Source organism: Microbispora sp. NPDC004025, assembly GCF_053604425.1.
The window spans coordinates 17,115-39,226 of sequence record NZ_JBSGHN010000005.1 but is presented as its reverse complement, the minus strand read 5'-3'; the positions used below and the strand labels follow the sequence as shown (position 1 = coordinate 39,226).

Genomic DNA, 22,112 nt, shown 5'->3' with positions numbered 1-22,112 from the left:
AAGGACCGCTCACCCGCTGCGAAGAAGCGGTGTGACCATTCCCGCCCCGATCGCGTCTGGTCTGTTGTGACAGACACAAGAACGCGGGGGGCATCATCATCGAGGAGCTGTACCGCGAGCACTGGGCGCTCGTGTGCGGGTTCCTTCTCCGCCGCACCCGCGATCCCCACCTCGCCGAGGACCTGGCCCAGGAGACGTTCGTCAAGGCGACCAGGGCGTTGCTCGGCTGGCGCGGCGAGAACCCGGCGGCATGGCTGCTCACCATCGCCCGCAACGTCCTGGTCGACCATGTCCGGCGCCACCGTCGCGAACTGGACCTGCCCCATCCCGACGAGCTGGGCGTGCCCGCGCTGCACATCGATGCGCTGGCGGTGCGCGATGTCCTGGAGCGGCTGCCCGAGGATCAGCGCAGGCTGCTCACCTTGGTCTACTTCGACGGCTTCTCCCTGGTCGAGGTGGCCGCGATGACCGGCAGGAAGCACACCACTGTCAAGACGGCCGTGTGGCGGGCCAGAGCGGCCTTCGCCGATCTCTACGGAGGTCCTCATGACTGACGACGACTTGCTGCCGCGCATGCCGGACTTCGACTACAAGGCGACCCGCCGAGCCGTCCGGCGGGGTGTCGCCCGCACCGCGATCACGGTGCTGGCGGCACTGCTCGTCCTGGTGCTGGCGGCCACGATGGGCTCGGGCCTGATCCAGCGGCGCGGCGACCGGGAGGTGCGCATGACCGACGTGCTGGGCACCGCCTTCAAGATCTACAACCCCGGTTACGACATCGAGGTCCGGAGCTCGGGTGCCACCACACCGCTGTCGATGTCGTTCACCGTGGCCGCCAGGCCCGTGCGGGCCATCGGGGGTTTCGTCGAGGGCTACGGCGGCGTCGAGCATGTCGTCACCCAGGACTTCTTCGGCCACGTGGGCAGGCTGCCGCTCGGCACCTACGCCGGCACCACGTTGAGCAGGGCGCTGATGAACGTGGGGACGTCCCTCCAGCCCAAGGAGGACAGCCGCGGGGTGCTGGCCAGGATCCCGGAGGAGCTCAACGCGCTGGCGGTGGTCGAGTTCGCCAAGCCGCTCACCACCGATGAGCTGGCCGCCTTCGTCGTCAGAAACAAGTCGTACGCCGAGAAGATGGTGCTTGAGCGGCGTCCCGGTTCGATCCCCATCACGTGGGGTGGGATGACGACGTGGGACAGGGAGCCGACGCCGGGAGCCGACGATGAGCCGATCAAGTCGGACTTCGGGAACTTCCGCCGCTGGGTCGGCATCCTCGAGGACTACGACGACGACAACCTGCACGACTTCGATCTGAGCCTGGCCCGGCTGCGCAAAGCGGCGGACGACGGCCTCGTCTACGCCTACGTGGACTCGTTGTCGACGATCGGGCAGCTACGGAAGGTCATCGAGGATCCCCTGGTCCGGACGGTCCGCGTAGCGGACGTCACGCACGACCTCGAACGACCGTAGACGGTCGGCGTGACGGGAGATCACGCAAAGCGGCGGTCACGGTGACGGGGACCCGCCATCGGGCGTGAGCGGCGGGCTCGCCGTTCTCCGGGTGCCGGAACCCGGCGACGATCAGGGCCGGACAATCTCAGACTGCTCTCGCGTATAAGAAGCCGCAAACCGCCCCGGGGCATCACCTGCCGCAGCCCTCCCACCGGTCAGATCCTCCATGGCCTGCGGAAACGCTTGGGCCAACTGCCCTAGACGCATTCGGGAGGCTCGTTGAAGCATCGGAATGAGGCCGTTTGGGTGCGAAGTCGCCCGTGAATTCTCCCTTTTCGTGACACATTCCATCGGTGCCGTAATCCGGCGCGGGCGGAAGGGAGGCGGCCGAATTCGGGCACCGGGAAAAAGCCCAGGTGGCCCGACCTGCCGAGGCCCCGATCGGGCCCAAGGAGGGGACCATGCATCGGAAATCCAGACAGCTCGCTCTCGCGGCGATCGTCGCCTCGACCTTCACGGCCGGCGGAATCGCGCTGCTCGGCGGCACCGCCTCCGCGGCCACCGGCGCATCCCAGGCGGGCGAGCCCGGCGGCTCCGTGCGGTCGACGTCGTACACCATCAGCGAGCCGATGCTGGCGACGGAGTCCGCATCCCGGGCCATGACGATCTCGGCTCCGCTGATCAGCGCGCCGCTGATCACGGAGAGCGCGTCGGCCTTCGCCCCCGAGTCGCTCCCGGCGACCGGCCTGATGTCCCAGGCGCCGCAGCTCACCGTCTCCATGCCGCAGATGTCCGTCGCGGCGCTGCCGCGGACCGTCTCGGTCACGGTACGCGAGCAGTTCCCGGCGCAGTGGTCCGCACGGCGGTACAGCGGTTCCAGCCTCCACAGCTCGTCGTGGCGCAGCGAGTCGGCGGCCGGCGCGAGCCTGCGCAGCGAGGCTTTCCCGTCCGCGTCGATGGAGCAGATGGCGGAGGAGGCCCGGCAGAGCATCAGGGACGAGGCGAGCAGCGCCAGGCAGCAGATCATGCAGGAGGCGACGGACGCGCAGCAGCGCATCGAGCAGATGTCCCTGCACGCACAGCAGCAGCTGTCGGAGACGCAGTCGCAGTCGTCGGCGAGCCAGTCGCAGAGCTCCTCCTCGCTGCCGCAGAGCGCTCCGGAAAGCGCTCTGGGAAGCGCCCCGGAGAGTCTTCCGCCCGCGATCTCGGGTCCGGAGAGCGCGCCGCCGGCGGGCATCCCGGAGACCTCGATCGAGTCGTCCTCCTCGTCCTCCTCGGAGGCGTGCCAGTAGGACGCAGGCACCGATCACGACACGACGGCCCCGCTCGGCGCGGGGCCGTCGGCTGTCCGGGGGCGGGGGTGCGATCGGTTTCGATATGCCTGCGAGCTGCGAAGACAGCAATAGGTGGCGGTTAGGTAATCGATGCCCCGGCTGGCCAGGCGTAACGTGCTTTTCCGCGGAGTGGATAGGCGTGGGGCGTCTCGACGGGATGTGGACCCGGTTTGCTCGGTCGCGGCGATGCTTGCAACATGGGCGTGGCTTACCTGGAAGAATTGGCGAGACCGCTAGGGTGAATACTTCAATGCGGTTAACCGGATCGAGAGCAAGAGGAAACCGCGCCAGCCGGAGGGATCGGCGCGAGCGGAGGCGTGATGGCTCGCAGGTCAGACGTCCAGCAGGATCCGCGGATCGCTGGCGACCCTGACCCGTACCCACTGGAGGGCTTCGATTCCGCGAGCGCCGCGCGCGCCGCGGCCCCTCGCCGCAGAGGCTGGAGCGGCGGTGGAGGACGCTGGCTCGTCTGGACCGGGCGGGTCATCCTCTGGGCGCTGATCGTCGTCATCGTGGTCAACGGCGTCCGCGCGGTGTTCGAACGCTCCACGCAGGACGACGGCGCGCCCTCGACGCCGGCCGGGACGGCCACCTCCGGATTCCCGGCGACGCAGGCGGCGGCCTTCGCCAACCAGTTCGCGGCGGTCTACCTCAACTACGACGCGGCCAGCCCTCAGCAGCGCGCGGAACGGCTGAAGTCGTTCCTGCCGGAGGGCGCGGACGACCAGTTCGGCTGGAACGGCTACGGGCGCATGTCGGCGGGGGCCTTCCAGTTCGCCGGGATCGAGGTGGTCGACGACCACAACGCCAAGGTGACCGTGACGTACCAGTCCGGAGGCAGCCGCGGGTTGCTGTCCGTGCCGGTCTACTACGACAACGGCAGGTTCGTGGTCGCGGCCCAGCCTGCCCTGCTGCCCGCGCCGGGGCCGGCCGGCCTGCCGCAGCTCCCGGACCCCGACCGTGACTCCGCCACCGAGGCCGAACTGCGTCCCCAGCTCGAAGGCTTCTTCAAGGCGTACGCCGCGGGCAACCAGGTCGACCTGCAGCGGTACGTCGCGAGCGGCGTGACCGTCAACGGGTTCGACGGCGAGTTCACGCTCGCCGAGCTGAAGGACGTCGTGGTCCCGCCGGGCGGCACCGACAGCAGGAAGGTCACGGCGGTGGTCGTGTGGGCGGTGGCGTCCGGTGAGCAGGCGGCACTGGCGAGCCCGTCGCAGGACCCGGCGGCGCAGCCCGCCGGTCTCGAGCAGGCCTATGAATTGACGATCGAAAAGCAGGGCGGCAAGTGGTTCGTCAGGGACATCCAGGGTGCGAACCGGTCCGTGGGGTAGCGCATGCCCGGCAAAGACATCGCTGATCCACACCCCCGGGAGGGCGAGAGTTGATACTGAAGACCATCGCGGACCACGTCCTTGATCTGGCCGCGCCGTCGCCGGCGCCGACGACGGGCATCAACACCGAAGGTCTCGCCGACTTCCTCCGGAAGTTCTTCGCCCCGCTCTTCCTCGCCGTCGTCTCCGTCGTGGCGCTCTTCTTCCTCTTCACCCGTGAGATCACCAGGTTCGTCCAGTTCATCATCCTGGCGATCGCGATCGGCGTGATCTTCTACGTTCCCAACATCATCGAGGTGACGGCGAAGGCGATCGCGGGCGCACTTGGCATCAAGTGACCGGGCGGAGAGGAGGTTCGGGGTGGATCTGCCCACATATACAAATATTTGGCGCATCGAGAAGCGGCTGTACAAGCTGTACGACCTACGGCTGCCGATGCCGCTTCCGGTCGTCTGGATCGGTGTGTTCGTGGGTGTCTCCGTGCCGTGGTGGGTCTTCCTCTACCTGATCGGCCTGCCCTTCGCGGCGCCGTGGCACGTCATCTACCTGGTTCCCCCCGGCGTGCTCACCTGGCTGTCCACCCGTCCCGTCATCGAGAGCAAGCGTCTCACCGAGCTGCTCCAGTCGCAGCTCCGCTACATGAGCGAGCCCCGGACCTGGTGCCGGATGGCCCCGTTCGACGAGCCGGACGAGATCGCCCTCACGGCGCGCGTCTGGCGGACCACGCCGCCGGCCATGGTGGCGAACGACAGGGCGGCGAAGGGCAGGATGGCGAACGGCAGAGTGGCGAACGACAGGGCGGCCCGCAAGGCGCGCCGTGCCCTCTCGGTCAAGGTGCCGGTCGCGGAGGTCCCCGGAACCGGCGCACGGCCGGCCTCGGGCGCCGCCGCGCGAGCGGGCGCGCGTGAGGTGGACCCCTCGCGTGTCGTACGCCCGGCGGTGGCGGCCGCCGCGGCCGCCGCCGCACCGGTCGTCGCCGACACCCCGGCCCCGATCCCGGCCACCACCGCCCGCGGCGGTGCCGGCGCCGGCGGTGAGCGCGTCTTCTACCTCCCGGAGCCGACCGCATCTCCCGTACGTGAGGAGGCGCGGGGCAGAAACGCCATCGGCCCGGATCGTGAGCGCGAGCAGCAGCACGAGAGCCGCAACGACCACGAGGACCACGAGGACCACGAGCCGCGCCCCGCCCTTCCGGCCTCGCCCGCCGCTCCCGTCGAGGCTCCGGACGCGCCCGCCGTCCCGCCCATCGGCACGGAGACGCTGCGCCGCCTGCGCAGGCTCGCCGCTTCGGCCGAACCGCGCGCCGTAGGCAACTCCGGTGTGACCCCCTTCGCCGAGGCGCCCCTGCGGCCCGTCGAGCAGGAGCCGGAGAAGGCACCGGCGGCGGAGACAGCGGCTGAGGAGGCACGGGCGGAGGAGGCACCGGCGGTGGAGACGCCGTCCGCGCCCCAGGAGCCCGCAGGTGGCGAGCGGGACGCCGAGGCGCTCGAGCAGCATCGCAAGGGCCGGCCGCCGCGGCTCGTGCGGCCCCGGGTGCCGGGGGACGCCTGGGGCGAGCCGCCCCGGACCGCCTCGCCGGAGCCGGAGCAGCCGTCTCAGGCGGCGGACGAGGTGCCCGCAGAAGAGGTGCCCGCGGACGAGGCGCCCGCGGACACGGGAGACGCGACCACGGAAGACGCGGAGAGGCACGAGCCCGTGACGGCCGCTACCGCCGCGACGGACGCTCCTGCGGAGCCCACGACGCCGGACGCCGGTTCCGCCGCGGACGCCGCGCGGGAGGGGACGCACGCACCGGGGTCCCGGCCGTACGGGAACGCCGGGGGCGCGTCCCGTGGTGCCGCTGCCCGCGCCCCGGGCGCGGGGGAGGTGACGCCTCCCGCGGCCCCCGCGGGAGTGTCGATCCGGGCCGTGCCCGCGGGCCCTCGGGCGGCAGGCCCGGCCGGGCCCGCCCGGCCGTCGCTGCCCGCCCCGGGCAGGACCACCCCCGGCAGGCCGGCGCACGAGGAGCCGCCACGGCTGCGCCGGGTCGAGGCCGTCGTCGGCCGTGACACCTCGGGCGGCTGGCGGCGCCTGGCACAGGTCGTCGTGGGCGGCAGCCGTACGGACGGCATGGAGGTCGACGAGGCCCGGGCCCGCGTCCCGCTCACCAGCAGCAGCCGGATCATGGTGCTCGGCTGCACGGGCGGCGCCGGGCAGACGACCACGGCGTTAATGCTGGGCCACACGCTGGCCCGTTACCGGGAGGACCGCGTGCTCGCGCTCGACGCGAACACCGGAGAGGACACGCTCACGACGAGGATCGCCGCCGAATCCCCCGAGACGCTGAGCTCGCTCATCGAGAGCTCGGAAGAGGTGACCGGCTACCTCGGCATGCGGGCGTACACGACGCGCTGTGAATCGGGACTGGAGGTCGTCGGGGCGGACACCGACGACCGGGTGACGCAGCGCCTGGCGGATCGCGCGTTCCTGTCCGACTGGCGCAGGACGCTCGCCGCGCTCGACCGGCACTACCGGCTTACCGTGATCGACCCCGCGGCCGCGCTGGCGGCCCGGCTCCTGCCGTACGCCGACCAGCTCGTGCTGGTCGCCCCCGCGAGCGAGGACGCCTCCGAGGCGGTGGCGATGACCTACGAGTGGCTCGACGGGCACGGCTGCTCCGACCTGAGGCGCCGCGCCGTGATGGTGATCAACGGCGTGAGCCGCCGCAGCCTCCCCGACGTGGAGCAGGCCGAGGCGGTGGCCAGCGGCCGCTGCCGGGCCATCGTCCGGGTGCCGTGGGAGGACGAGCTGGCTCCCGGGCGGCCGGGACCGGTCGACGTCAATCACCTCCGAATGGGCGGCCGCAGGGCGTACGTTGCGCTTGCGGGTGTGATCGTGAGCGGCCTGGCGACTGTCCAGGCCAAGCAGGAGGTGGCCAGATGAGGGGCGAGCGAGGAAGCTGGTGAGAGGTCGATGAGCAGGGCGCGCAGTCGCCTCGCGGTCCGTTACTTCGACGATCGCGTTCTCCTCACCGACTCGGCGGCCTGGGCCTACTTCCGGCTGCCGACGGTGAGTTACGAGTTCCTCACCCCCGAGGAGCGCGAGGCGCTGGCCACCAACATCACGATCGCGCTGGCCGCGATCAGAATGCAGGACGCCGAGGTGCACCTGCGGATCGCGCACCGGGCCTATCCGGCCGCAGAGTGGGCGATGGCGCTGAACTCGACCTCGGACGAGGGCCCGGGGTGGCGTGAGTACCTGGAGGAGATGTACCGCCACGTCTGGGCGAAGGACTTCTGGAGCAAGGAGATCTATCTCGGCGTACGGCTCGGGCCGCGCGGCGCGCAGCTCGGCACCGGAGTGCTGGCCCAGCTGTTCGGCTTCTACCAGCGCAGCGAGAAGACGCTCGGCATCGAGGACGACCACGTGCCGGACAAGGAGATCGCCCGGTGGACCGAGGCGGCGGAACGGCTCGGCCGGGCTCTCGCCTCCAGCGCGTTGTACGCCCGCCACGCCACCTCCACGGAGATCGCCTGGCTGTACCAGCACGCGGCGGCGGGCGGCCTCGGTGAGCCGCTGCCCTCGGCCACGCCGCGCCGCAGGTGGGGCAAGGGCGAGATCGAGTCGCTGGTCGAGGGGCAGATCCACAACGGCAGGTCGCTGCTGCGCATCGAGCAGCCGGCCGGAGACTCCTGGACCGCGCACCTGTCGTTCGCCCGGTTCCCCGACCTGATGCCGTTCCCCGACGGGGAGCCGTGGCTGCACTTCGCCGACCAGTTGCCGTTCCCGGTGGAGATCTCCAGCCGGATGCGGCTGATCCCCCCGGTGAGGGCGAGCAAGGACGTGGCGCGCAAGCTGGCCCACGCCCGCGACATGGACATCCACATCCGTGAGGCGGGGGCCGAGGCGCCGCTCGCGCTGGCCGAGCAGATCGACGCCGCCCGCATGCTGGAGCACGGCATCACCAAGGAGCGCCTGCCGTTCGTGTACGGCTGGCACCGGCTCAGCGTAAGCGCGCCGACCGAGGAGATGTGCGTGCAGCGCGTCGAGGCCGTCGTGGAGCACTACCGCGACATCGGCATCGACGTCGTCAACTCCACCGGCGACCAGTTCTCGCTGTTCTGTGAGGCTCTTCCGGGCGAGCGGCTGCGGGTCAACGCGTACGCCCAGCGGCAGCCGCTGCGCACGATCGCGGGCGGCATGGCCACCGCGACCGTCGAGCTCGGCGATCGGGTGGACGAGTCGAACGCCGGATGGATCGGGCCGTACGTCGGGGAGACGCTGGGACGGGCCCGCAGCATCGTGCACTTCGACCCGCTCGTCGCGGCGGCGCGCAACCGCCCGACCGCCATCGCGATCACCGGTGAGCCGGGCGGCGGCAAGACCACGCTCGCGTTGCTGCTGATCTACCAGATGGCTCTGCGCGGCGTCACGATCGCGGTCATCGACCCCAAGGGCGACGCCGAGTCGCTCGTACGGCTGCTGCAACGGCGGGGCCGCAAGGCGCGGGTCATCCCGCTGGGGTCGGCCGCGCCGGGCCTGCTCGACCCGTTCTCGTTCGGCGACGACATCGCGACGAAGAAGACGATGGCGACCGAGACCCTGCGGCTGCTGCTGCCGAGGATGTCCGAGGAGCGCGAGTCCGCCATGATCCAGGCGGTCGCCGCGGTCTCCAACGAACCCGACCCCTCACTGGGCAAGGTGGTCGGCCACCTGGAGCAGTCGACCGACCCGGCGTCCAAGAACCTCGGGGCCGTGCTCCGGTCGATGTCGGAGATGCACCTGGCCCGGCTGTGCTTCGACGCCTCGGGCGGCGAACAGATCGACACCGAGGGCTGGACGACCGTGTTCACGCTCGGCGGCCTCACGCTGCCCGACGTGATGACGGTCAGGGACGACTACTCCTACGAGCAGCGGCTGTCGGTCGCGCTGCTCTACCTGGTGTCGCAGTTCGCGCGCCGCCTGATGAACGGGCTCGACCGGCGCACGCCGAAGGCGATCTTCCTCGACGAGGCGTGGGCGATCACGTCCACGCCCGAGGGCGCCAAGCTCGTGCCCGAGGTCTCCCGGATGGGCCGCTCGCGCAACACCGCGCTCGTCCTGGTCTCGCAGAACGCCGGTGACCTGCTCAACGAGCAGGTGACCAACTGTCTGTCGTCGGTCTTCGCGTTCCGGTCGACCGAACGCGTGGAGGTCGAGCACGTGATGGAGCTCCTCGGCGTGGACCCGTCGGAGGAGCACAAGGCGGTGCTGCGCTCCCTGGGCAACGGGGAGTGCGTCTTCCGGGATCTGGACGGCCGGGCAGGCCGTATCGGGGTGGACCTTATCTCGGAGGAACTGCTGCGCTGGCTCGACACCAATCCGACACACGACAAACCCAGCGAGAACGTGCATGATCTTCTTGACGGGGGCTCCGGTCGGTCGGGGGTCGCGCAGGAGGTGCGATCGTGAGCGTGCGCAGGAACGATCCCAGGGGTCGCACCAAAGAGGGCGGCAGACGCGGCAGGCGAATTCGCCGGACCCTGGCTCTGCTGTTCGTCGCCTTCGCGGCGTTCGTGACGCTTCCGCTGGTCTTCCCGGCGGACACGGCGAGCGCCGTCGGGCCCTGCGACCTGTCGCCGGCCCTCGCCCCGGAGATGGTGGGCGGCGGTGTCGACGGGCTGGTCCAGCCGCCGGCCGGGGACGTGACCGCGGCCGCCGGTCAGAACACCGAACAGGCGCCGAAGGCACCGGCGACCAACTACGAGCGGTACGGCATGGCCGGCCAGTTCTGGCACACCTACGACCTGGGGTGTTCCGACGTCACGGCCGTGCTCGGCAACGCCTGGGCCAACACCGTCTTCTCGTGGGCCAAGGCCGTCGACCGGCTGACGATCAGCACCTACCAGGCGGCGGCCACCGAGGGCCCGCTGCAGCCCATCAAGGAAGTCGCCGACAAGATCGTCACCAACCTCGCCGACGCGATGTACTGGCCGTACCTGCGGCCGATCGTCATCCTCGGCGCGATCTGGCTGGCGTGGTACGGCCTGATCCGCAAGCGCGCGACGACGACCACCGAGGGCGTCATCTGGATGGTCCTCGCCGTCACGGTCGCCATCTGGTTCTTCAGCCGCCCGGGTGACTTCACCAACCTCGGCAAGACCGTGACCGACAAGACCGGCGAGATCGTCAACTCGGCGTTCTCGGGGCTGCCCGGGGCGGGCGGCGCGTCCTGCCTGCCGATGAACGAGACCGCGCCCGGCGAGGTGCCGAGCGAGCCCACCGCGGGCGGCTACGGCCGCCAGGGCACGCCCGGCGTGGCGCAGAACGCGGACGCGCTGTGGTCGGTCCTGGTCTGCAAGCCGTGGCTGATGGGCGAGTTCGGCACGGCCGATCCCGACGCCGGTCTCGTCAAGGGCCTGGGCCCGAAGGTCCTGAACCTCCAGGCGATCGACGCGAAGGAACAGGCGGCCGGCCAGGTCCCGGCCACCGACGAGCACCAGAAGCGGTTCGAGGAGGAAGTCGCCAAGCCGATGCAGAGCACCCCGGCGTACTTCCTCTTCCAGGGCAAGGACTGGACGAGTCGCCTGGGCATCGCGATCGGCGCGTTCATCGCGGCGATGGTCGCCGGGCTGCTCATCTTCCTCGTCGCGGTGTCGCTGCTCGTCCTGAAGGTCGGCTTCCTGCTGCTGCTGATGCTCGGACCGATCTTCCTGTTGATCGGCGTGCACCCGGGGTCGGGCCGCATCATCGCCATGCGCTGGGTGGAGATGCTGATCGGCACCCTGCTGCGCCAGGCCGTGCTGGCCTTGGTGCTCGGGGTCCTCGTGTACGGCTACGCGCTGATCATCTCGACCACCCTGCCCTGGGGCATGCAGATCCTGTTCATGGCGCTGATGACGATCGCGGTCTTCTTCTACAGACGGCCGTTCCAGCATCTGTTCGCCTCGATGGACGGGCACACGATCACCACCCGGATGCTCGGCGAGGCCACCACCGCGCCGACGCTGTCGCGGGCGGCCAACGCGCTGCCGCCGGTCGCGGCGGCCCGGGCGGGCCGGTGGGGCCTGCGCAAGGCCGAGCCCGTCATCGGCGCGGCCATGATGGCGACCGGCGCGGCCACGGCCGCCGCCGCGGCGGGCGTGGCACAGGGCCGCGTGCGCGGCGAGGAGAGCGCGGGCAACGCCGCCGCCCAGGCCGGAGCACGTGCGGGCGCGCAACCCGCGCCGCTCGACGCCGACGCGCAGGGGGCCGGCCGCCGCAAGGCCGCAGGCGCCGCCGCACGTCCGGGAACGGCCCCGCCGCTCAACCTCTCGGGCGTCCGCCCCGCCTCCCCGTCCCGGTCCGCCGCACAGGCCTCCGCACCGTCGTCGGCGTCGTCGGCGCCGTCGGGGGGGAGCCCGGCCGCCCCGCCGCAGCGGGTCACCGGCGCCTCCGCCGCGCCCGCGGCGCCGTCCCGCGCCGGTTCGGGCGGCGGAACCAGCGGTGGCCCGGGCGGCGGTTCGAGCGGTGGCTCGGGTGGTGGCTGGTTCAGCGGCAGGTCGGGTGGCTGGGCCTCCCGGCCGTCGTCCCCGCGTCCGTCCGGTGGCGGCTCGGGCGGGTTCTTCGGCGGCTCGCGCGGCTCGTCCGGCGGATCGAGCAGGTCGGGTGGGTCGAGCAGGTCGGGCGGCTCGGGGAGTTCGGGGGGTTCGGGCGGCCTGTTCGGCGGTTCGTCCCGGCGCGGTGACGGCGGCCGTTCCCGGCCGGCGCCGCCGCGCGACTCCGGCTCGTCCTCCAGCCGTTCCCGTTCGGCCGAGCCGCCCCCGCTGTGGCTGCCGAGCAGGGGAGCGGGCACGCGCCGTGACAGCGACGCGCCGACTCCGTTCTGGGCCATGCCCGCCGACCGCGACTCCGGCGACTGATGAGAAGCCGGACCAGCGACCGGGGCAAGGGCCTGGCCTTCGCGGCGGCCGTCGTGGTGCTCGCCGCCGTCGGCGTCTACCTCACGATGGCCCCGCCGTCGAGCTCCTCCTCCGGAGGCGACGAGCAGCCGCGGGAGCAGTCCGTCGTGGCCACCGCTCCGGCGACGAGGGCCGTCCGGCAGCCCAGCCCGGTGGCCACGACCCCCGGCGCCTTCGACGTCTACGCGTACCTGCCGTTGTCGAGGGAGGAGATCGGCGCGGCGGCCGACCTGGCGCGCCGTTTCACCGAGGCGTACGGCACCTTCTCGGCCGGTGAGGAGCCTGCGGCGCGCGCCGACCGGCTGACGCGGTTCGCGACCGACGAGTTCGGCGGGCAGCTCACCAGGACCGTCACCGACCCCGCGGTGGTGGACCAGAACGAGGCCGGCCAGGTGACCTCGAAGGGGTCGGCGAAGGTGGCGACGATCCGCGACATGACGGCCAACCAGGTGGTGTTCGTCGTCGACTCGGTTCGCCACGTGACGGACAAGGACGGTCAGAAGGACGTGCCCGAGCGGTTCGCCGTGACCGTGGTCAAGGCGGGGACCGACTGGCGGGTGTACGACCTGCAACTGGCCGACGCCGGTCAGGACGGGGACACCTCGCCGTGACCGCCTCGACGCGCGTCGTGCGCAGGCTCGCGTCGGCGGGGCGGGACTGGCGGACGATCGCCGTGGCCCTGGTCGTGATCGTCCCGGTCACGCTGTTCGGCTCGATCATCCTGATGACCCCCAGCCCGTCGATCCTCCTCGGCGGCGGCGCGGCCGAGAACTGCGCCGAGGCGGCCACAGGAGACACGGCGGACGTCTCGCAGACGGCCCAGGGCGACATCCCGTCGGACTATCTGGAGCTCTACAAGAAGTTCGGCAAGCAGATCGGCGTGCAGTGGAACGTCCTGGCGGCCATCGGCAAGCGGGAGACGAATCACGGGCGCTCGACACTGCCGGGCGTGAGCAGCGGCACCAACTACGCGGGGGCCGCCGGGCCGATGCAGTTCCTCATCAGCACCTGGGGCGGCCAGGCCAAGATGAAGATCGAGCCGGGCATCAACGGCTACGCCTCCGACGGCGACGGGGACGGCTACGGCGACGTCTACAACCCCGCGGACGCCATCCTCGGCGCCGCCAAGATGCTCAAGCGCAACGGCGCCCCCGACGACCTCAGAAAGGCGATCTTCGTCTACAACCGGGCCACCTGGTACGTCGACCAGGTGCTGGAGATCGCCAAACGCTACGCGGCGACCGGGGACATCGGGGTGCCGCCCGAGGCCGACCCGGCCTGCGACTCCGGGTACGTCGACAGCGCCACCGACGACGTCGTGCGCGACATCCTCGAGTACGCTCTGGCGCAACGGGGCAAGCCGTACCGGTGGGGCGGCACGGGCCCGGACGCCTTCGACTGCTCGGGGATCATCTACATGGCCTATCGGAACGCGGGTCTGAGCATTCCCCGGACGACCTTCGGCCAGTGGCCCTTCGGCGTGAAGATCGAGGAGGGTGAGGAGCGCCCCGGAGACCTCGTCTTCTTCAACGCCGGTCCGGGCACGTCCGCGGACAATCCCGGGCATGTCGGCATGGTCGTGTCGCCCGGGAAGATGATCGAGGCACGGTGCACGCTGTGCGGGCCGATCAAGGTCACAACTTACCGCGACCGGCCGAACATCGTCGGCTTCACCCGCCCGCTGGAGAACGAGACCGTCGTCGCGCAGCTCAAGCGGGCCGTGACATGACGCGCCTCGTCGTCGGCGCCGCGATCGTCGGGGACGGCCGGCTTCTGGCCGCCCAGCGTGCCACGCCCCCCGAGCTGCGCGGCGGCTGGGAGTTCCCCGGCGGGAAGGTCGACCCGGGGGAGGACGAGCGCGCGGCGCTGGTACGCGAGTGCGCGGAGGAACTCGGCGTCCAGGTCGTCCTCGGACGCCGCGTCGGAGGCGATTGGCCCCTGCCCGGCGGGCACCTGATGCACGTGTGGCTCGCCACCGTCGTCACAGGTGTGCCCCGTCCGCTGGAGCACCTCGCGCTGCGGTGGCTGGAGCCGCACGAGTTGTACGACGTCGCCTGGCTTCCGGCGGACCTGCCGGTCGTCACCGCGATCGAGAAGCTGCTGCCGGGTTCCGCGGCCACATAGTCGCCGAATCGTTCGCAATATCCGGCTTGGCTCCTCCTTTTACCGAACTACAATCGGTCTTGACCTCGAAGCCGGGCCGAACGGGAGGCGAGCGGTGATCGGACGCGCGTACATGAGAGCCGCCTCCTCGGCGGCCGCGTCCGTGGCCCTCGCCACGGTGGCGATCCTGGCCATGGGCCCGGTGATCGGCGCGAACGCCGAGCCGGTGGAGCCGTGCGACCCCGCGGACCCCCAGTGCGCCGTCGTCACGGTCACCGTCACCGCGACGCCGTCGCCCACTGGCTCGGCGGCGGCGAGCCCCACGGCCGAGCCGGTGGTGACCAAGACCGTCACCGTCACGCCGACGCCGAAGCAGACCAAGCCGAAGACGCCGAAGCCGGCCGCGACGACCACCGCTCCCCCCGCGTCCACCACGGAGCAGGACCTCCCGCCGCAGACCACGCAGACGCTCCCCGCGCTGACCGACGCCCCCACCCCGAGTCCCAGCCCGTCCCCGGAGGACGACGGACAGGTGCTGCTGCCCCAGGCGTCCGCGTCGCCGGACGTGGCGCAGCAGACCCCCACCGCGGGCGCGTCGTTCGAGCAGCCCGATCCCGAGACGGTGCCGATCGAGATCCGCAACGCGTCTCCGGAGTACGACAAGCCGACGCTGGCCCACCGGCTCGCCATCCCCGCCGGGGTGCTCGTGGGCATCGCGCTGATCGCCTGGCTGATCTTCGAGGGCCGGCTGCGGAGGATGGCGCACGCCGCCGCCGTACGGCGGGGAGGCCCGGCCGCGGCGCGGACGGCCACTCCCGAGCCGGCGGCGTACCCGGCGGCCACTCCCGGCTACGCCCCGATGGTCGGCTTCGTGCCCGTCCAGTCCTACGCCATGGGATATCCGCAGCAGCAGCAGCCCTACGGCTACCCGGTGCCGTACGGCTACGCCCAGCCGTACGGCTATCCGCCGGTGGACCCCGCCCAGATGCAGGCGCAGATGCAGGCACAGCAGGCCCAGATGCAGGCACAGGGCCAGCAGTATCCGGCCCCGGCCGACCCCTGGGCCGAGGCCACCGGCCCCGGCGAGGACCCGGGCACCCGCCGCTGAAACCGAGAAGCGCCGATCGGACCGGCCGATCGGCGCTTCCTCCCCGGGCTCAGCGCTGACGCTTGAAGATCTTCGAGCCCAGCCAGACCAGCGGGTCGTACTTCCGGTCGACGACGCGTTCCTTCATCGGGATCAACGCGTTGTCGGTGATCTTGATGTGCTCGGGGCAGACCTCGGTGCAACACTTGGTGATGTTGCAGTAGCCGAGGCCGTGCTCCTCCTGCGCCGACTCCTTGCGATCCGCCACGTCGTACGGGTGCATGTCGAGCTCGGCGATCCGCATGAGGTAGCGCGGGCCGGCGAAGTTCGGCTTGTTGTCCTCATGATCGCGGATCACGTGACAGACGTTCTGGCACATGAAGCACTCGATGCACTTGCGGAACTCCTGCGACCGCTCCACGTCGACCTGCTGCATGCGGTACTCGCCCGGCTTGACGTCGGCCGGCGGCGTGAACGACGGGATCTCGCGGGCCTTCTGGTAGTTGAACGACACGTCCGTCACCAGGTCCTTGATGACCGGGAACGTCCGCAGCGGCGTGACCGTGATGGTCTCGCTCTCCTCGAAGGTGGACATCCGGGTCATGCAGCCCAGCCGGGGCTTGCCGTTGATCTCCATCGAGCACGACCCGCACTTGCCGGCCTTGCAGTTCCAGCGGACCGCGAGGTCGGGCGCCTGTGTGGCCTGGAGCCGGTGGATGACGTCGAGGACGACCTCGCCCTCGTTCACCTCGACGGTGAAGTCCTCCAGACGGCCCTCGCCGCCCTCACCGCGCCAGATGCGGAACTTCGCCTTGTATCCCATCACGACTCCTTGACCGCGGCGTCGTATTCCGCCAGCTCTTCCTCAGTGAGGTACTTCTCCAGCTCGGAGCGCTCGAACAGGCTGATGAGGTCGCCCCGCATGGACGGCTGGATCTTCTCCTCGACCGTGGCGGACGTGCCGTCCGGAGAGGCGGAGCAGACCAGCAGCCTTCGCCGCCACTCGGCCGACATGCCCGGGTAGTCGTCGCGGGTGTGACCGCCGCGGCTCTCCTCACGCAGCAGCGCGGCCTTCGCCACGCACTCGCTCACCAGGAGCATGTTCCGCAGGTCGAGCGCCAGGTGCCAGCCGGGGTTGTAGATCCGGCTGCCCGAGGAGGCGCAGTTCTTGGCCCGCTCCTTGAGCTTCTCGATGACCTGGAGGGCCTCGCTGATCTCCTCGGACTTGCGGATGATGCCGACCAGGTCGTTCATCGTGCGCTGCAGCTCGTGGTGGACCTCGTACGGGTTCTCCCCGCCGCTGCGCTCCAGCGGGGCCAGGGCCTCGGCCTTGGCCTCCTCCACGCCGGTCACGACCGGCCGCTTGACCAGCCCGTCCACGTACGCCGCGGCTCCCGCGCCGGCCCGGCGGCCGAACACCAGCAGGTCGGACAGCGAGTTGCCGCCGAGGCGGTTGGAGCCGTGCATGCCGCCGGAGACCTCGCCGGCCGCGAACAGCCCGGGAACCGACGCCGCGCCGGTGTCGGCGTCCACCTCGACGCCGCCCATGATGTAGTGACAGGTCGGGCCGACCTGCATGGGTTCCTTGGTGATGTCGACGTCCGCCAGCTCCTTGAACTGGTGGTGCATCGACGGCAGCCGCCTGGTGATCTCGGCGGCCGGCAGGCGGGTGGACACGTCGAGGAACACGCCGCCCTGCGGTGACCCGCGTCCGGCCTTCACCTCGGCGTTGATGGCCCTGGCCACCTCGTCACGGGGCAGCAGCTCCGGCGGACGCCGGTTGTTGGCCTGGTCGTCGTACCAGCGGTCCGCCTCCTCCTCGGTCGTGGCGTACTTGTCCTTGAACACGTCCGGGATGTAGTCGAACATGAAGCGGCGGCCCTCGGAGTTGCGCAGGACGCCGCCGTCGCCGCGCACCGACTCCGTCACCAGGATGCCGCGCACCGACGGGGGCCAGACCATGCCAGTCGGGTGGAACTGGATGAACTCCATGTTGATGAGCTTCGCGCCGGCGAGCAGGGCCAGCGCGTGACCGTCACCGGTGTACTCCCAGGAGTTCGACGTGACGACGAACGACTTGCCGATGCCGCCGGTGGCCAGGACCACGGCGGGGGCGTCGAAGACGATGAACTCGCCCGTCTCGCGCCAGTAGCCGAAGGCGCCGGAGATGGCGTCCCCGTCCTTCAGCAGCCGGGTGATCGTGCACTCGGCGAAGACCTTGATGTACGCCTCGGGGTCGCCGTGCAGCTTCTCGTCCTCCTGCTGCAGGGCGACGACGCGCTGCTGCAGGGTGCGGATCATCTCCAGGCCGGTACGGTCGCCCACGTGGGCGAGCCGCGGGTACTCGTGACCGCCGAAGTTGCGCTGGCTGATCTTGCCGTCCTTGGTGCGGTCGAACAGCGCGCCCCAGGCCTCCAGCTCCCAGACCCGGTCCGGGGCCTCCTTGGCGTGCAGCTCCGCCATCCGCCAGTTGTTGAGGAACTTGCCGCCGCGCATGGTGTCGCGGAAGTGCACCATCCAGTTGTCGCTGCTGTTGACGTTGCCCATCGCGGCGGCGGCGCCGCCCTCGGCCATGACCGTGTGGGCCTTGCCGAACAGCGACTTGCAGACGATGGCCGTCCGCTTGCCCTGCTGCCGCGCCTCGATCGCCGCGCGGAGCCCCGCTCCACCGGCTCCGATGACGACGACGTCGTATTCGTGACGCTCCACTTGAAATCCTTATGCGAACGGGAAGTTGATGACGCCCTTGGCGACGAGCCGCACGTACAGGTCGGCGATCATGACCGAGAACAGCGAGGCCCAGGCGAACTTCTGGTGCTTCGCGTTGAGCTTCGAGACCAGGGTCCACGCCTTGTAGCGCAGCGGGTGCTTGGAGAAGTGGTTCAGGCGCCCGGCGGTGATGTGACGGCACGAGTGGCAGCCGAACGTGTAGCCGAGGATCAGCGCCGCGTTCGCCAGCAGGATCCAGCTGCCCAGCCCGGCGGGCCTGTGCACCAGTGCGAGCACCGCGTCGTACGTCAGGATCAGGCCGATGACGATGGCGAAGTAGAAGAAGTAGCGGTGGATGTTCTGCAGGATCAGCGGCAGACGCGTCTCGCCGGTGTACTTCCCGTGCGGCTCGGCCACGGCGCACGCCGGCGGCGACAGCCAGAACGACCGGTAGTAGGCCTTGCGGTAGTAGTAGCAGGTGAGCCGGAACCCACCGGGCAGTCCGAGGATCAGAATCCCGGGCGGCAGCGCGTACCAGTCACCGAACGGGGCGAACCCGAACAACCGGGCCCCTTCGGGACATGACGTCGCCAGGCACGGCGACGAGAAAGGCGCAATGTACGGGTCGGTGAAGTAGCTCCCGTCAAAGGTCGCCCACACACCGTAAATCAAGAACAACAGGAGCCCGGCGAACGTGAACGCCGGGGCAAGCCACCATCGGTCGGTGCGAAGAGTGCGCACCCTGATCTGCGCGCGTTGTTTCCTTGCCGCGCTCTCGGCCGTTGTCTGGGTCATCGGAGACCTTCCACCCTCACTGACTCCGCGCACGCCGGAGCGACCGCGCCGTACTGCTCAGGCCGTGCGCGTTATTGGTGGGGCACACATTACGACGAGCACATCACGAAGTGTGAGGAGGGTCACTCCTCCTCCATGTGATCTCGGTCACTTCCCCGGCAGCTTGACCACGGTCACGAAGAATTCGTCGACCTGCCGTACTACCCGCGTGAACTGGTCGAAATCCACGGGTTTGGTGATGTACGCGTTGGCGTGCAGGTTATATCCACGAAGGATATCCTGCTCGGCCTCCGATGTGGTCAGGATCACAACGGGGATGCTCCGCAGGGAGGGGTCCTTCTTGACCTCCTCCAGCACCTCGAAGCCGTTCACCCGGGGCAGGTTGAGGTCGAGCAGCACCAGGTCGGGCCGGGGCGCCGAAATGTACGGCTCCTCGCCGCGCAGGAAGGCCAGCGCCTGCTCGCCGTCGTTGACCACGTGGAGGTTGTTGCCGACCTTGTTGTCGGAGAACGCCTCCTGGCAGAGCAGGACGTCGCCCGGGTCGTCCTCGACCAGGAGGACCTCGATCGGGCGGAGTTCAGTCATCGGGATCTCCCAGGGCCGGCAGCGTCCAGCGGAACGTGGCTCCGGCGCTCTCGTTCGTGTCGAGCCAGATCCGGCCGCCATGATATTCGACGATTTTGCGGCATAGGGCCAGTCCGATTCCCGTTCCCGGGTAGACGTCCCTCGCGTGCAGGCGCTGGAAGATCAGGAAGATCCGGTCGGCGTACTTCGGATCGACGCCGATCCCGTTGTCCGCGCAGCTGAACTCCCACGTGTCGCCGTCCCGCCGTACGCCGATGTGGACGCGGGGAGGATCCTCGGAACGGAACTTGAGCGCGTTGCTGACCAGGTTCTGGAAGAGCTGGGTCAGCAGCGTGCGGTTGCCGAGGATCTTGGGCATGTCGTCGTTCGTGACCGTCGCGCCGGTCTCCGACAGCCGGGAGTCGAGGTTGCGCAGAGCGGCGGCCAGCGCGTCGCCCGTGTCCATCTCCTCCCGTTCGCCGCCGACCCGGCCCACCCGCGAGAAGTCGAGCAGGTCGTTGATGAGCAACTGCATGCGGCGGGCGCCGTCGACCGCGAAGCCGATGTACTGCCGCGCGCGGTCGTCGAGGCGGTCGGCGTAGCGCTGCTCCAGCATCTGGGTGAAGCTCGCCACCTTGCGCAGCGGCTCCTGCAGGTCGTGGCTGGCCACGTAGGCGAACTGCTCCAGCTCCCGGTTGGAGCGCTTGAGCTCCTCGGTCTGCTCGGCGAGCTGCTGGCGGGCCTCGACCGACGACTGCCACTCGGTCATGATGCGGCGGCGCATCCCGTCGATGTGGCCGGACAGCTCCCACAGCTCGGCCGGCCGCTCGACCCCGAGCTCGTGGTCGAAGTCGCCGGCGGCCACGGCCCGGACCTGCCGGGTGAGCTGCGCGATCGGGCCGGCGACGGCGCGGCGCACGATCAGCGCGCAGAACACGATCGCCAGCACCATCGCGCCGGCCAGTGCCGCGATCGCCCAGTAGATGGTGTTCCACCCGGAGTAGAGCCGGTCCCTGGCGACGTCGTGCAGCCGCCCCAGCAGGGCCTGCTGCTGGTCCAGGGCGGTCCTGACCGCCGAGAAGCGCTGCAGGTTGTGCCTGGCCAGGTCGGTGATCGGGCCCGGGCCGCTCTCGAGCGTCCGCGCGACCACGGGCTCGGCGTAGTCGCGCCGCCACGCGACCGTGGCGTCGGTGAGCTCGCGGATCTGACGGCGCACCCCGTAACCCTGGGGCAGATCGGGGACGAGCTTGGCGATGGCGTCCTTGGCCGACTGCTCCTCCGCGACGCCCTGGCGATAGCTGTCGAGGTACTGCTGCTCGCCGGTCAGCCCGTAGCCGCGGATCGCGCCCTCCTGCGTCTGCACCGCCCGGGCTACCCGAAGCGTCTGCAGAGCGGCGGGGTCGACCGCGTCGACGAGGGTCCGCCGGGCGTCGTACGTCGTGGAGAGCGCGAGCAGGATCGCGGCGAGCGCGATCAGGAAGATGACCAGGACGCCCGCTCCGGCGAGCAGGAACCATCGGCCGACCGGCAGGCGGGAGCCCCGCTCGGACGGGGCGAGCGGGGGCAGCGGAGGCGGGGTCGTGACGTCCGGCCCCTGAACGGAGTCGGACACGGTCATGCTCCGGCCTCCCGGACACGCTGCTCGGGGTGGCCGCGGGCCACGAGCACGGCGGCGACGTCGTCGTGCATTGCGCCGTCGAGGCTGGCGATGATGCGGTCGAGGTCGATGCCGTCCTGGGCGCGGATCAGGTTCGCGAGCCCCTCGGTGCCGAGCAGGTCGCGGTTCTCGCCCACCGTGGCCTCGATCAGGCCGTCGGTGTAGAGCAGCAGCGACCACCTGTCGCCCAGCGTGATGTCGATGGGCGACCACTGGATGTCCGGGAAGATCCCCAGCGGCGGGCCGGACGGCGTCTCGGTGACCACGCCGAGCACGCCGTCGCGCAGCAGCAGCGGCGGCGGGTGGCCGATCACGTGCAGACGGGCGGTGGTCAGGTCGGGGGCGATGGTCGCGCTGCACATCGTGGTGAAGATCTCCGGTGACTTGCGCTCGTGCCGCAGCAGCGTGTCGAGCGTGCGCAGCACGTCGTTGCCGGTCTGCCCGGCCAGCACCAGCGTGCGCCAGGCGATGCGCAGGGCCGTGCCGAGCGCGGCCTCGTCGGGCCCGTGCCCGCACACGTCGCCGATCAGCACGTGGACCGCGCCGTCGGGCGTCTGCACGGTGTCCCAGAAGTCGCCCGCGAGCAGCCCGCCCGTACGTCCGGGAAGGTAGCGGGCCTGGTGGTGCAGGAGCATGGGGTCGAGCAGGGGGACGGGCAGCAGGCCGCGTTCGAGCCGGGAGTTCTCCTTGCTGACGATGCGTTCCTGCAGGAGCTCGCGCATGGCGAGGTCGGCGCGCTTGCGCTCGATCGCGTACCGGATGGCGCGGATCAGCAGCCGGGCGTCGACGTCCTGCTTGACCAGGAAGTCCTGCGCCCCGGCCGCGACCGCCTCGATGCCGACGTGCGAGTCCCCGAGTCCGGTGAGGACGAGCACCGCCGTGTCCGTGGCCATGGCGAGGATCTGCTGAAGCGCCTCCAGTCCCGACGCGTCGGGAAGGGAGAGGTCGACGAGCACGCACTGCACGTCGTCGGTGAGCCGCGCCCGCCCCTCGGCGAGCGTCCGCGCCCAGGTGATCTTCGGCGGCCTCTCGGCGCCCGCCAGCAACTCCTCGACGAGAAACGCGTCGCCGGCGTCGTCCTCGATCAGCAGGAGGGTGAGCGGATCGGGCAGATCAGGTGAGACGGGGGTCACGAACGCCTCTCGTCAGCGTCGGGATCATCGTGGGCACAAACCTATCGTC

General features: G+C 70.6%; 18 protein-coding genes. 12 read left to right on the top strand and 6 right to left on the bottom strand.

Annotated elements, in window-relative coordinates; genetic code table 11:
- Window positions 1-56 precede the first annotated feature (56 nt).
- From ACWEQG_RS15535 to ACWEQG_RS15480, 12 genes are all read left to right on the top strand, one after another.
- Complete coding sequence (locus ACWEQG_RS15535; protein ID WP_452285777.1) at window positions 57-554, top strand: RNA polymerase sigma factor; 498 nt, start codon at window positions 57-59, stop codon at window positions 552-554.
- Entirely contained in the window at window positions 547-1,470 is a 924-nt protein-coding gene (locus ACWEQG_RS15530) for a hypothetical protein (RefSeq protein ID WP_452285182.1), read from the top strand. The genes ACWEQG_RS15535 and ACWEQG_RS15530 overlap by 8 nt, the downstream gene beginning before the upstream one ends.
- A gap of 443 nt (window positions 1,471-1,913) precedes the next feature.
- Window positions 1,914-2,744: a hypothetical protein gene (locus tag ACWEQG_RS15525; RefSeq protein WP_452285180.1), complete on the top strand. Its 831-nt coding sequence runs from the start codon at window positions 1,914-1,916 to the stop codon at window positions 2,742-2,744.
- Between the two features lie 362 nt (window positions 2,745-3,106).
- Window positions 3,107-4,117, top strand: a complete 1,011-nt coding sequence (locus tag ACWEQG_RS15520; RefSeq protein WP_452285178.1) for a conjugal transfer protein — start codon at window positions 3,107-3,109, stop codon at window positions 4,115-4,117.
- Between the two features lie 50 nt (window positions 4,118-4,167).
- Complete coding sequence (locus ACWEQG_RS15515; protein WP_346226989.1) at window positions 4,168-4,455, top strand: hypothetical protein; 288 nt, start codon at window positions 4,168-4,170, stop codon at window positions 4,453-4,455.
- A gap of 22 nt (window positions 4,456-4,477) precedes the next feature.
- Window positions 4,478-7,039 carry a TcpE family conjugal transfer membrane protein gene (locus tag ACWEQG_RS15510; protein ID WP_452285175.1) on the top strand — a complete coding sequence of 854 codons (2,562 nt, stop codon included), beginning with the start codon at window positions 4,478-4,480 and terminating at the stop codon, window positions 7,037-7,039.
- Window positions 7,040-7,069: 30 nt separating this feature from the next.
- On the top strand, window positions 7,070-9,547 hold the full coding sequence (locus ACWEQG_RS15505; RefSeq protein ID WP_363463500.1) for an ATP-binding protein: 2,478 nt from the start codon (window positions 7,070-7,072) through the stop codon (window positions 9,545-9,547).
- A complete protein-coding gene (locus ACWEQG_RS15500) occupies window positions 9,544-11,976 on the top strand; it encodes a type IV secretion system protein (protein ID WP_452285173.1) in 2,433 nt (810 codons plus the stop codon). Before ACWEQG_RS15505 ends, ACWEQG_RS15500 begins: the two co-directional genes overlap by 4 nt.
- Window positions 11,976-12,626, top strand: coding sequence for a hypothetical protein (locus tag ACWEQG_RS15495; RefSeq protein WP_363463504.1), 651 nt, complete (start codon window positions 11,976-11,978; stop codon window positions 12,624-12,626). Before ACWEQG_RS15500 ends, ACWEQG_RS15495 begins: the two co-directional genes overlap by 1 nt.
- A complete protein-coding gene (locus ACWEQG_RS15490) occupies window positions 12,623-13,744 on the top strand; it encodes a C40 family peptidase (RefSeq protein WP_452285171.1) in 1,122 nt (373 codons plus the stop codon). Before ACWEQG_RS15495 ends, ACWEQG_RS15490 begins: the two co-directional genes overlap by 4 nt.
- Window positions 13,741-14,139 (top strand): (deoxy)nucleoside triphosphate pyrophosphohydrolase, encoded by a 399-nt coding sequence (locus ACWEQG_RS15485; protein WP_452285169.1) that lies wholly within the window; start codon window positions 13,741-13,743, stop codon window positions 14,137-14,139. Before ACWEQG_RS15490 ends, ACWEQG_RS15485 begins: the two co-directional genes overlap by 4 nt.
- A gap of 94 nt (window positions 14,140-14,233) precedes the next feature.
- Window positions 14,234-15,226, top strand: a complete 993-nt coding sequence (locus tag ACWEQG_RS15480; protein ID WP_452285167.1) for a hypothetical protein — start codon at window positions 14,234-14,236, stop codon at window positions 15,224-15,226.
- A 49-nt stretch (window positions 15,227-15,275) separates the two neighbouring features.
- Here the strand turns inward: ACWEQG_RS15480 and ACWEQG_RS15475 are convergent, their stop codons facing one another.
- The 6 genes from ACWEQG_RS15475 to ACWEQG_RS15450 all read right to left on the bottom strand — a co-directional run bounded on the left by ACWEQG_RS15475 (window position 15,276) and on the right by ACWEQG_RS15450 (window position 22,063).
- Window positions 15,276-16,028, bottom strand: a complete 753-nt coding sequence (locus ACWEQG_RS15475; protein ID WP_346226997.1) for a succinate dehydrogenase/fumarate reductase iron-sulfur subunit — start codon at window positions 16,026-16,028, stop codon at window positions 15,276-15,278.
- Complete coding sequence (locus tag ACWEQG_RS15470) at window positions 16,028-17,914, bottom strand: fumarate reductase/succinate dehydrogenase flavoprotein subunit (protein WP_452285164.1); 1,887 nt, start codon at window positions 17,912-17,914, stop codon at window positions 16,028-16,030. Before ACWEQG_RS15470 ends, ACWEQG_RS15475 begins: the two co-directional genes overlap by 1 nt.
- Before the next feature lie 9 nt (window positions 17,915-17,923).
- Entirely contained in the window at window positions 17,924-18,478 is a 555-nt protein-coding gene (locus tag ACWEQG_RS15465; RefSeq protein WP_363463513.1) for a hypothetical protein, read from the bottom strand.
- Window positions 18,479-18,856: 378 nt separating this feature from the next.
- Window positions 18,857-19,294: a response regulator gene (locus ACWEQG_RS15460; RefSeq protein WP_452285162.1), complete on the bottom strand. Its 438-nt coding sequence runs from the start codon at window positions 19,292-19,294 to the stop codon at window positions 18,857-18,859.
- Complete coding sequence (locus ACWEQG_RS15455; protein ID WP_452285160.1) at window positions 19,287-20,891, bottom strand: sensor histidine kinase; 1,605 nt, start codon at window positions 20,889-20,891, stop codon at window positions 19,287-19,289. Before ACWEQG_RS15455 ends, ACWEQG_RS15460 begins: the two co-directional genes overlap by 8 nt.
- Window positions 20,888-22,063: a PP2C family protein-serine/threonine phosphatase gene (locus tag ACWEQG_RS15450; protein ID WP_452285157.1), complete on the bottom strand. Its 1,176-nt coding sequence runs from the start codon at window positions 22,061-22,063 to the stop codon at window positions 20,888-20,890. Before ACWEQG_RS15450 ends, ACWEQG_RS15455 begins: the two co-directional genes overlap by 4 nt.
- Window positions 22,064-22,112: the final 49 nt, after the last annotated feature.